Source organism: Acinetobacter sp. CS-2 (assembly GCF_016599715.1).
GTDB lineage: Bacteria > Pseudomonadota > Gammaproteobacteria > Pseudomonadales > Moraxellaceae > Acinetobacter.
In genome coordinates this window covers 1952439-1963934 of sequence record NZ_CP067019.1, presented here as the reverse complement: position 1 = coordinate 1963934, position 11496 = coordinate 1952439, and the positions used below count along the sequence as shown (strand labels likewise).

12 protein-coding genes are annotated in these 11496 nt (G+C 42.7%); 11 read left to right on the top strand and 1 reads right to left on the bottom strand.

Annotated features, from left to right (window positions below):
• Positions 1-41: 41 nt before the first annotated feature.
• Positions 42-419 (bottom strand): hypothetical protein, encoded by a 378-nt coding sequence (locus JFY49_RS09750; protein ID WP_200222693.1) that lies wholly within the window; start codon positions 417-419, stop codon positions 42-44.
• A gap of 227 nt (positions 420-646) precedes the next feature.
• Here JFY49_RS09750 and JFY49_RS09745 point away from each other — a divergent pair, with 227 nt between their 5' ends.
• The 11 genes from JFY49_RS09745 (at position 647) to JFY49_RS09695 (ending at position 11458) form a co-directional block, all read left to right on the top strand.
• Entirely contained in the window at positions 647-1222 is a 576-nt protein-coding gene (locus JFY49_RS09745; protein ID WP_086195562.1) for a nitroreductase, read from the top strand.
• Positions 1223-1255: 33 nt separating this feature from the next.
• Positions 1256-2329, top strand: coding sequence for an NAD(P)H-dependent glycerol-3-phosphate dehydrogenase (locus JFY49_RS09740; RefSeq protein WP_200222692.1), 1074 nt, complete (start codon positions 1256-1258; stop codon positions 2327-2329).
• A gap of 71 nt (positions 2330-2400) precedes the next feature.
• Positions 2401-2856: a SixA phosphatase family protein gene (locus JFY49_RS09735; protein ID WP_180174447.1), complete on the top strand. Its 456-nt coding sequence runs from the start codon at positions 2401-2403 to the stop codon at positions 2854-2856.
• A gap of 30 nt (positions 2857-2886) precedes the next feature.
• Entirely contained in the window at positions 2887-4026 is a 1140-nt protein-coding gene (gene gspL / locus JFY49_RS09730) for a type II secretion system protein GspL (protein WP_200222691.1), read from the top strand.
• Positions 4026-4505 (top strand): type II secretion system protein GspM, encoded by a 480-nt coding sequence (gene gspM / locus JFY49_RS09725; protein WP_086195558.1) that lies wholly within the window; start codon positions 4026-4028, stop codon positions 4503-4505. The genes gspL and gspM overlap by 1 nt, the downstream gene beginning before the upstream one ends.
• 90 nt (positions 4506-4595) lie before the next feature.
• Positions 4596-5606 carry a quinone-dependent dihydroorotate dehydrogenase gene (locus JFY49_RS09720; protein WP_200222690.1) on the top strand — a complete coding sequence of 337 codons (1011 nt, stop codon included), beginning with the start codon at positions 4596-4598 and terminating at the stop codon, positions 5604-5606.
• Positions 5603-6187 (top strand): CvpA family protein, encoded by a 585-nt coding sequence (locus JFY49_RS09715; protein WP_180041771.1) that lies wholly within the window; start codon positions 5603-5605, stop codon positions 6185-6187. The genes JFY49_RS09720 and JFY49_RS09715 overlap by 4 nt, the downstream gene beginning before the upstream one ends.
• Positions 6188-6211: 24 nt before the next feature.
• Positions 6212-7750, top strand: coding sequence for an amidophosphoribosyltransferase (purF, locus tag JFY49_RS09710; protein ID WP_086195555.1), 1539 nt, complete (start codon positions 6212-6214; stop codon positions 7748-7750).
• Between the two features lie 129 nt (positions 7751-7879).
• A complete protein-coding gene (locus tag JFY49_RS09705; protein ID WP_373423497.1) occupies positions 7880-9730 on the top strand; it encodes a M48 family metalloprotease in 1851 nt (616 codons plus the stop codon).
• Positions 9731-9827: 97 nt separating this feature from the next.
• On the top strand, positions 9828-10493 hold the full coding sequence (locus JFY49_RS09700) for a hypothetical protein (protein WP_180041769.1): 666 nt from the start codon (positions 9828-9830) through the stop codon (positions 10491-10493).
• Positions 10490-11458 (top strand): 2-hydroxyacid dehydrogenase, encoded by a 969-nt coding sequence (locus JFY49_RS09695; RefSeq protein ID WP_180041767.1) that lies wholly within the window; start codon positions 10490-10492, stop codon positions 11456-11458. Before JFY49_RS09700 ends, JFY49_RS09695 begins: the two co-directional genes overlap by 4 nt.
• The last annotated feature ends 38 nt before the right edge of the window (positions 11459-11496 follow it).

Genomic DNA, 11496 nt, shown 5'->3' with positions numbered 1-11496 from the left:
GTATTGAATAAATAAGATGAGGCAGGCTGTGATTTAGCTTCTTAGTTGGCTCGACAAGTGAAGGTCAGTACGGTTTGATAGTCTTCATCACGTGCCAGACTGCCGCTTTTGCCAGCCAAGGTGCCCAATACAGTAGTTGCAGCCTGAATCATTTGTCCGGTTTTTTCATCGACGACACCTTTTAATGCACCGTTGTATTCAGTTTTTTCATTCACGATAACAGGCGTGGCTTTTTTACCACAGGCATTATTGGCTGCAGTAATCGCATTATTTTTAGAAATTAAACTGCTTTTACCGATACCCGTCACTTCATATTGATTATTTTCTTTTTGAATCGCTAATGAGGTGGTTGGATTGGATGTACAGGCAGTTAAGGCGACAGCAACAGCAACAGAAGCGAGTGCAAAAACTTGTTTCATCTTTTTCCCCTGAAATTGTTTTAAAAAGAGTTTGAATTATTTGAACATGATTTTTTGAATGATTTTTGAAGGACTTGTATGAAATATGCAGCTTTATATGAACTCTCTGTGACTGAAAGTTGGTTAAGTTAGCTATTGTGGAGTAGACATTCACTCAACGCTCTAGAGTATCTAAACAAGATTATGCTAATCTTGATGAAATATTTAGTATACAGATATCAAAGTCAATGACGGATTCAGCGGTAGATACGGTTCATCAAAATATTCATCAACGTCAGTCGATTGGGCATTTGGTTGAGCCTGCGCCGAATGCAGAGCAACTGGAAAAAGCCTTTCAGGCGGCTTTGACTGCACCAGATCATCATCGTTTAAAGCCTACCCGTTTTGTGGTGATTCCGAGTGATCAGCGTGAAGCTTTTGGTGAGTTGCTCTCCAGAGCTTTGGCAGATTTGGGTGAAACTGATCCCGCTCAATTGGATCGGGTAAAAAACCATCCATTTCGTGCGCCGCTGCTGGTTTTGGCATTAACCCAATTTCAGCCCCATCCTAAAGTGCCTAATTTTGAACAAACCTTAAGTTCGGGTGCGGCAATAGAAAACTTCTTGTTGTCTTTACAGGTACAAGGCTTTTCAACCATGTGGCGTAGTGGAGCGGTGGTTGAGTCGCCGTTGTTTAAGCGAAGCCTGGGACTATCAGAAGATGATTTAATTTCTGGAATTATTTATATTGGAACGGCAGCGAAAGCGATTCCAGCGCGTACAGCAGTGGATACACAAAACTATGTCAGTTACTGGAATAAGTAACTGTATTGAATCATGAGTTGAGATATAAAAATAATGTCAGAGTTGAAATTTTCAGAGCTTGTTGAACCGGTTGTGGTTGATCAAAAAACGGCCTTGCGTGTGACCGTGTTGGGAGGTGGCAGTTTTGGTACGGCAATGGCAAATACTGCTGTACGCAATGGTTGTGATACCATGATCTGGATTCGTGATGAGGCAGCGGCAGCAGAAATTAATCAGACCCATATCAATAAACGCTATTTACCCGATTTTGTTTTGGAGCCGGGTTTAAAAGCGGTATCGGATTTAGAAACAGCTGTCTGTAATCGTGACATTATTTTGGTGGCTATTCCTAGCCATTCCTTTCGCGATGTGCTGAAACAGATTAAGCCTTTTATTAGCTCGCAGGCGGTAATTTCCTTAACCAAAGGCATTGAGGCAAAAACTTTTCATTTCATGAGCGATATCATTCATGAAGAATTGCCTCAGGTTCCGTATGGTGTTCTTTCAGGACCGAATCTGGCCAAGGAAATTATGGCCGGGCAACCTGCAGGAACGGTGATTGCCAGCCAATCGGAACTGGTGCGTTATGCCGTACAGCAAGCGTTGCATAGTGCATTGTTCCGTGTTTTTGGTAGCGATGATGTGCATGGTGTGGAGCTGGGCGGGGCGTTAAAAAATATCTATGCTGTTGCCATGGGTATGGCTGCGGCTTATAAGGTGGGTGAAAACACCAAGAGCATGATTTTAACCCGTGCACTGGCAGAAATGAGCCGTTTTGCGGTGAAACTGGGTGCAAACCCGCTGACTTTCCTGGGGTTGTCTGGCGTGGGTGACTTGTTTGCAACTTGTAATAGTCCGCTCAGCCGTAACTATCAGGTGGGTTTTGCCTTAGGTTCGGGTAAGACTCTGGAACAGGCCACCCAAGAATTGGGCCAAACTGCGGAAGGGATCAATACCATTGTACAGGTGCGTAGTCGTTCGGAAGAATTAGGTGTTTATATGCCAATTACCAGTGCATTATATGATGTGATTTTTGAAGGTGCACCGCCTTTAAGCATTGCACTTTCACTCATGAAAAATGGTCACCGTAGCGATGTGGAATTTGTTTTACCTCACAATGAAGTGTAATTTTAAATCATATTATTGCGTTCATAAAGCTTGGTTATAATTGCTGCATATTTGAAAATAAGGAATTTTTTATGCAACTTACCTTAGTTCGTCATGGTGAAGCCGCTCCAGCGGTGCATGGCAATGATGATAAGCGTCCTTTGACCGAGCGTGGACATGCGCAGGCCCAACTCACTGCAGAATATTTAAAGGATATCATTCGTCCTGATGCTTTTGTGGTGAGTCCCTTATTGCGTGCGCAGGAAACCCTGGCACATTTACAACATTATTTTCGTGATGTACCCGTACTGGTGTGCAATAAGATTAAGCCGGATGATGATGCAAAATTGGCAGTAGACTGGCTGTCTCAGCTTCCTTATGAGTCTATTGTGGTGGTGTGTCATATGAATGTAGTGGCGCATATGGCATCATTGTTGACCGCAGAACCTTTTCATCCGTATGCTTTGGCTGAAGCGCGGATATATGAACAAGCAGTGATTGCAACAGGATTATCAACACAGTTAAAAAGTTTTATTCCAAATGTATAAAATATTAATTAAAACGGCAGAAAAATATTGATGTTGTATTTATGGATGCCTGAAGCCAATGGGGTTTGGCACTGGTCAACTGGAGAGAGTTGGTCTCAGGCCTTTAGTCTTGAACAATTGATTCAAGATATTCAAGGCCATCATGGACAAGAAGCGGTGGTATTTTTTCCCAGTCGCGATGTACAAATGCTGCAACAGAGTCTATCCAGGCCCCAGTACAAGAAATTGGGTACGGATGGGGTCAAATATTTATTAGAAGAATTTGTGCTTTTGCCCATCGATTCCATGAAAATATTACATCATTTTCAAAATCCCGATCAGTTAATCATTTTGGGTGTAGCTAATAGCACCGTTGAGACCTTGCAACATGCTTTGAACTTAATCCCGGTTAAAGTTGCTTCCTTATTGCCTGATTTTCTCATTTTACCCGTTCCAGAAGGGGGCCAGATCATCATTGCGAACCTGTCCTGGCGCTTGCTGGTGCGTGAAAGTGAATTTATGGGCAATTCGGTGGATGATCTGGCACTGTTTTTAGATTATCAGCCTTCGGGGCAATCTTATAAAATCAGTAATTTTACCGCTGAACAAATGCAAAGCCTTGAAGCCATGGTGACACAGGAACAGATTGAATCTTTCCATTATGAAATACCGGTATTAAAAAAAGCGCGACTTCATCCTTTTAATATTCTGCCTAAAGCTAAAAACAATCAGGCTATGTCCGGTTATTGGAAAGCCTGTGCTGCTGTCTTGGTTGCTGCTATTGTTGTCCAGTTTGGCTATGATGCAACATGCTGGTATAAATATAAAAAAGTGGCAGACCAGACTGCGTTGCAAGCGATTGATCAGTATAAGTACTGGTTTGGTCAGAGCAGCCGTGTGACCGAGCAGAATTTAAAAAGCCAGTTTGAAAGTCATGTACGCTTAAATAAAAGTGCCAATACTCAAGCTTTACAGCTGCTAAGCCGGATTGGTCCAGTGCTGATGCAAAATCAGATCGTGGCTAATCGTATCAATTATGAAGCGTCTATTTTAAATATGGAATTGAAAGCCAATTCTGCGGCTGCTTTGCAAAACTTAACCCAGCAGCTCAATCAGCAAGGCTTTAAGGTAGAATTAGGCACTGTTCAGCCCAATGGTCCAGGTGCAATTGGATTGGTGAAAATACAATAATGAATACATCAGAAAAACTGCAAAACTCGATTGATCAATTCATTGAAAGAGTCACGGATTATCTGGACCAGCTGTCGCAACGTGAACGTTATATGGTGATCTTTACCACTATTTTTGTTGTGATTGCGGTTATTGGTTCGGCACTCTGGTATATGCATGCCGCTGCGAATAAACAGCAGAATCGGGTCAATGATCTTAAGGATATGATTGTATGGATGCAAAGTAATGCAGTCACCATGAAACCTGCAGATGATGTGCAGTTAACTGCTGCAGAAAAGGTTCAGCGTGTTGCACAGCAGCAGGGATTATCGGTGGCTTCTCAGCAAACGGGTGAGCAAATCCAGATTGTTGCGGCACATGAAAATTATGCCATCTTGGCAAATTTTTTAACCCAATTAGTACAAATGGGTCTAAGCCTTGAGAAAATAGAACTAATTTCTGATGCTGGTCAGATTAAATTAACAGCGACAGTGCAATAAAGGGTAAAAATAAAGATCTGTGAAGCATGGTGTTTTCTGCGGGCTATGCCTATAATATGCCGACTTAAAAAGCAGTAGACTTTTATAGATATGTTGTATTCTCTTGCCCGCCCTTTGTTGTTTTCTTTAGCACCAGAGCGTGCACATGAGCTCACACTATCGTTATTGAAATCAGCTCATCGCATGGGCATGATGCGTCAAAACGTAGCGTCCAAACCTGTGACCTGTATGGGAATTGAATTTCCCAATCCGGTAGGTTTGGCAGCTGGTCTGGACAAAAATGGTGCTTATATTGATGCTCTGGCTGGGCTGGGCTTTGGTTTTATTGAAATTGGAACCATTACACCACGTCCCCAATCGGGCAATCCACATCCCCGTTTATTCCGTTTGCCTGAAGCCAAGGCCATTATTAACCGTATGGGATTTAATAATGACGGTGTAGACAAGCTGATTGAAAATGTCAAGGCAGCAAAATTCAAAGGTATTTTGGGCATTAATATTGGTAAAAATGCCGATACCCCGGTTGAAAATGCTGTGGATGATTATCTGATCTGTCTGGAAAAAGTCTATAACTACGCTTCCTATATCACGGTCAATATTTCATCGCCGAATACTAAAAATTTGCGCAGCCTGCAAAGCGGCGATGCATTAACAGAATTGCTGCAAACCTTGAAAAAACGTCAGCTTGAACTGGCGGAAGAGTATCAGCATTATGTGCCTTTAGTGCTTAAAGTTGCTCCTGATCTGACCGACGAAGATATCCAGTTCATTGCGAAACAGTTAATCCAGTTTAAAATTGATGGTTTGATTGTGACTAATACCACTTTGTCTCGTGAAGGTGTGGAAAACCTGAAATATGGCAATGAAGCGGGTGGTTTGTCCGGTGCGCCTGTATTTGAAAAAAGTACCGCTTGTCTTGCTGCTTTTGCTAAAGTATTAAAAGGTCAGATTCCATTGATCGGGGTAGGCGGGATTTTGTCAGGCGAACAGGCCGTTGCGAAACAACAGGCAGGTGCCAGCCTTGTACAAATTTATAGTGGCCTCATATATACAGGTCCAGTCCTGATTAAAGATTGTATTGATGCTTTAAACACACCATGAATACACTGGATATCTTTATACTGATTATCTTGCTCATTGGAGGGCTCAACGGTTTGCGACAAGGATTGGTTTCAGCCTTTGCGAACTTGGTAGGATGGGTTCTTGCGCTGGTCATCGGTGCAAAATATGCAGCCATCCTGGCACCTTCGATGGTCTCGCTCAGTGGAGATCCAGTGGTACAAAAAATAGCAGCTTTTGCATTTATTGTATTGGTCATGGTGGTGTTAACCTGGATTGTCACCGCATTTCTGAATAAAGTATTGAAGAGCCTGAAACTCGGCCCATTGAACCGTTTGGCAGGTGGTGCTTTTGGCTCTTTAAAAGGTTTATTGATTGTACTCATCACCATGCAGGGCCTGGGTCCCTGGGTGGAAAGTTCTCCGCACTGGAAACAGTCTAAATTTGTACAACTCCTTATTCCGTATGCGCCTTGGGCGACCGAACTTTCTAAAGAAGCGGCGCAAGGGGCACTTGCTCATATCAAGTCTGAAGACGCAGCGTCATCTTCCGACTCATCGTCTGAAAAAACGCAGAAGCATGCAGCGCGTACAGGCGAATCAACAAATAATCCTTTTTATTAATCCTAGCTTGTTTGCGAGGTTGCTATGTGTGGAGTAGTTGGTATAGCTGGTAAGTCACCCGTTAACCAAATGTTGTTTGATGCATTGACGATGTTACAGCATCGTGGTCAGGATGCAGCCGGAATAGTAACCTGTCATAAAGGGCGGCTATTCCTGCGTAAAGACAACGGTATGGTGCGAGATGTCTTCCATACGCGTCACATGCGTGCACTGCTAGGGAATTACGGTATTGGTCATGTACGTTATCCGACAGCGGGTTCTTCGAGCAGTGCAGAAGCACAGCCATTTTACGTGAACTCGCCTTACGGAATTACCCTGGCGCATAACGGTAACTTGACTAATGCTGAAGAAATTCATGAAGATTTGTTTAAAACAGATCTTCGTCACATGAATACCGATTCGGATTCTGAAGTGCTGTTAAACGTTTTTGCTCATGAAATGCAAAAAAGTGGCGAGTTGAATCCGTCGCCGGAAGATATCTTCAATGCGGTGACACGTGTACATGAGCGCTGTAAAGGTGCCTATGGTGTAGTTGCCATGATTACTGGACATGGTCTGGTGGGTTTCCGCGACCCAAATGGTATTCGTCCATTGATTTATGGTTCTCGTGAAACGGAAAAAGGCCTTGAATATATCATTGCTTCCGAGTCTGTAGCGATTACCGCTTTAGGCTTTAAAGTTGAACGTGATATTGAACCAGGCGAAGCCATTTTGATTACTTCAAAGGGTGAGCTGTTTAGTAAGCAATGTGCTGAAAATCCTGAATATCGTCCTTGTATCTTTGAATATGTATATTTTGCACGTCCGGATGCCATCATTGACGGCATTTCAGTGTATAAAGCACGTTTAAAAATGGGCGAAAAGCTTGCCAGCAAAATTATCCGTGAATGGGGTGATGAGCACGACATCGACGTGGTGATTCCAATTCCGGATACTTCTCGTACTTCTGCTTTGGAACTGGCAAATAGTTTGGGTGTTAAATTCCGTGAAGGTTTTGTGAAAAACCGTTATATCGGACGTACCTTCATTATGCCGGGTCAGCAGCAACGCGAGAAATCGGTACGTCAAAAGCTCAACCCGGTTGAACTGGAGTTTAGAGGCAAAAACGTTTTACTGGTGGATGACTCGATTGTACGTGGTACCACCTGTAACGAAATTATTCAAATGGCACGTGATTCCGGGGCGAAAAAAGTATTCTTTGCTTCGGCTGCACCGATGGTAAAATATCCAAACGTGTACGGTATTGATATGCCAGCAAAAGCGGAACTGATTGCCTCAAACCGCAGTGTTGAAGAAATCCGTGAAATTATTGGTGCAGACCGTTTGATTTTCCAGGACCTGGAAGATCTAAAAGGCGCAGTTCGTACCAACAAGGTACCAGCATTACAGGAATTTGACTGTTCGGTGTTTGATGGTGTGTATGTAGCGGGCGGTATCGATGAAGCTTATCTGGAGGAACTGGAAAGTAAGCGTAATGACTCTGCTAAAAAAGCTCAAGACGGTTATATTGATGTCAATATTGATGCGGCGTCAGTGGACTTGACTGGCGTGAAAGAAGAATAAATTCTTCTTGCATGCGATGAAAAGCGGGAAATTCCCGCTTTTTTAATTTATGATGAGTAGATAAATACAATGTAATAAAGGAACTTTACATTGAAGAGTGCGGGTTATTCTTTTATTCAAAACAAAAATATGATTTGGTCTGCAAGTATCTGTGTACTCGCGGTGTTGCTGACATTATTTATTTTAAATACCATTTTGGGGTTGAATGTTTTTTATTTTGATCAAACTCAATCCATATTCTGGCATGTGTTAAGTCCTTATTTGATTGCTTTATTACTGAGTGTGATGGCTGTTTCTATAGGGTATGAGTTCTATGTTTTTCGTTCTGGTGGGCATTCACTGGCGAAACAGATGGGAGCTCGTCGTTTAAACTTAATCGAAAGTATTCCTGAAGAAAGTATAGCCCTAAAAATTACCGAACAGCTGGCTGAAACCTTTTTAATTGATACACCTACGGTATATGTGTTGCCTGATGAAGTCGGGGTAAATGCATTGACGGCCGGATTTTATCCACGTGATATTGTGATCATTTTAACCTGGGGTGCTTTGCAGAATCTGGATGAATTAGAATTGTATGGTTTGTTAAGTCATGAGTTCAATAAAATTTTATCGGGTGAAACAGCTGAAAATACGCGTCTAAAAATTCTTTACAGTAGCCTGACGACTTTGAGCCAGTGGGGCAGTAAAATTGCCAAATTGGGCTTTACCAAGCATGGTCGGGCATATAGGCATAAACTTGCGACTTTTTTTGTGGCTATGGGTGGGCTGATTTGGTTGGTTGGAAGTTTAGGGGTTTTGATTACCCGTTTTATTAAATATATTTCACTCGGTAGCCGCACTTTTAAGAATGATCAAAAAACCAGACGTCTGATCCAAAATGATGCCAATGTACAAACCTTATTGAGAATTCATGTACATCATTCAGGATCACAAATTCATAGTGAATATGCAGAATCCATTTCGCATATGTGTTTTGCCAACTCTTTAGGTCCACAGAACTGGATGAATATTCATCCACGTATTGATCAACGTATTTATGAGTTGAACCCTGGCTTGGTGCAGGATTTACAGCTTGAAAATTTGAAGAAATTACGCAATCAGCCCTTATTTAGCCTGTTCCGTTCGCTTGAGGAGCTGAACAGTGAAGTTTATATACCCTGGAGCTCCCCGCAACCCTTGCCATTGCTACGTCTATCACCGATCAGTTTTGCCCTGAAGGATGCCATTAAACCCTTAAATCCAGAAATTCGAAACAATATGCAGCGTCCTGAATTAATCCAGCGTGCATTGCAGACTGCTACGGGTTCACGGGAAGTGATGGTGGCCATTTTAATGATTCGGCAGTACCGTGAATTTATTCCGGCTGAAGCCGAAGTCAGCCGTGCCATTGTGGATTCATTACTGCATTTAGATGGACGGGTTCATATCTCGATCTTTCGCGAGGCATGTAAAAATATTGGCTCTATGCCAGCGACCATTGCACGTCAGTTTTTGATGAAACTGGCGCGAATTATTCAGGAAGATGGTGAAATTGGTTTATTGGATGCTTTATTGCTTGAATATGTGAAACATGAATTGAATCTTTTACCGATTCATACTCCAACGTCTTTGGATGAGGTGAAACCGCATATTGTACGTTTGATTGATGCCTTATTGCATGTGCAGCAAATTAATAGCCACAATCAGCTTGATGTGCGTGAAAAAATCCTGAAACGGGTATTAACTGTCAAAGAGCTGGAAATTTATGCTGAAATTTCGGACGAGCCGATTGATTTAGCAGAAATTTTGAATGATATTGCGGGTTTACTACTGCGTGACCGTCTGAGTATTTTAGGCATTGCAGAATTATGTTTGTGGAATGATCGTATTATTACCCAAGATGAACTGGATGTTCTGGAGCTGTTGTATTGGCGTTTTGGTTTTGAAACCGATGAAATTGTCGAGTTGATGCAGAAGAAAAACAGTTTGATGATCGTCTAATCCCCATACGACAAAATGCCGGATGATTCAATAAAAGCCCAGCAAAAAATCGCTAATCTCGTTAGAATATCCACTATTCAATTGGTGATGAAAAAAGATGATAGGGCATCAGCGTGACATATTGGCAACTTTAGGAATTGATATCTGGGTTCCTCGGGATGTTGTATGTCAAAAAATGCCATCTTCATCGCTGTGGCGAGATCAGGCAGCAGCTGAATATCAGACTGAAATTGTGCTGGCAAAAGCACCAGCCGTACTACCACTAGCCCTTAAAGCAGACCAAAGGCAAGAGCCTGAACGCACCGAGTCTTTAATCTCTCCAATTGCAGCAGTAGAAAAAAAAATAGAAATTGTCGCCGAGGAGATAGCAACACGTCCGGCACAGCAAATTTCCCCTTTTCAACTGCAAGCATTCGCTTTGTCACACTGTGTAATTGTAGTGGACACAACAGAAATTACCGCTGAGCAGCAGCAACTTTGGCATAATATTCAACATGCAGTATCGGGTGAATATAATGAATTGCAGTGGCCATTTCCTTTAATAAATTTTCAGGATGGTCACGGTGCGGAAAGTTATGTACAAGGCTTTTTAGATGCAATCAGTGCAGATAAAAATATTATTTTTCTGGGGCAGAGTGCTTATTTAAAACATTCAAAAAGCATCAATCTGGCGGGTTTGCAGGAAATGCTGACTCAGCCCCTGTTAAAAAAACGCTTGTGGCAGTTTATGCAAAAATCGTCTCAAAACACGGATAGAACATGAACAAGAAAGTCGTGGTTTTTAGCCAGTTAGATCAGGATATCCTTCAGCGCTTGCAACAGCAATATCAGGTGGTCATCATTAACCCGAAACAGGGTGATGTCAACCAACAGATTCTTGAGCAAGTTAAAGATGCCGATGCAATGATTGGTGCAGGGCGATTACTAAATAAAAATAATCTGGCAACGGCACAGCAGCTTAAAATTATTTCCAGTGTCAGTGTGGGTTATGACAATTACGATCTGTCCTATTTAAACCAGCAAAAAATCTGGTTATCCAATACCCCGCATGTATTAACCGAAAGCACTGCCGATTTGGCGTTTAGTCTGCTGATGAGCGCAGCACGTAAAGTTCCGGCTCTGGATCAGTGGACCAAGCGGGGTAACTGGCAACGCACTGTGGGGACGGCCCAATTCGGGCAGGATGTTTTTGGTAAAACTCTCGGGATCATCGGTTTGGGCAATATCGGCGCTGCGATTGCACGCCGTGGCTTTTATGGTTTCAACATGAACATTGTTTATCATAACCGCCGTGAAAAACTTGAACTGGCACAGCCGTTAAACGCCCGTTATTGTGCCTTGGATGAATTATTGCAGCAGTCTGATTTTGTAGTAGTGGCTGTTGATCTCAATGCGGAATCTCAGGCCTTGATTGGGCAGCACGAGTTCGATCAAATGCAGTCACATGCAGTTTTTGTCAATATTGCCCGTGGTTCTGTGGTGGATGAGCCGGCACTCATTAATACACTCAAAGCCGGTAAAATTTTCGCGGCTGGACTGGATGTCTATGTGAAAGAGCCTTTGCAGGAATCAGAACTTTTTGCTCTGGAAAATGTGGTAACTATGCCGCATGTCGGTTCTGCGACTGCGGAAACGCGTAAAAAAATGGCTGAGCTGGCCTATTGTAACCTGGTGGATGTGCTGGAAGGCCGTACACCGCCTTATCTGGTGAATCCGGCCTTTGCTTAAACTTTGATAACACTTCATTGCAAATTGCTCCAATTTTC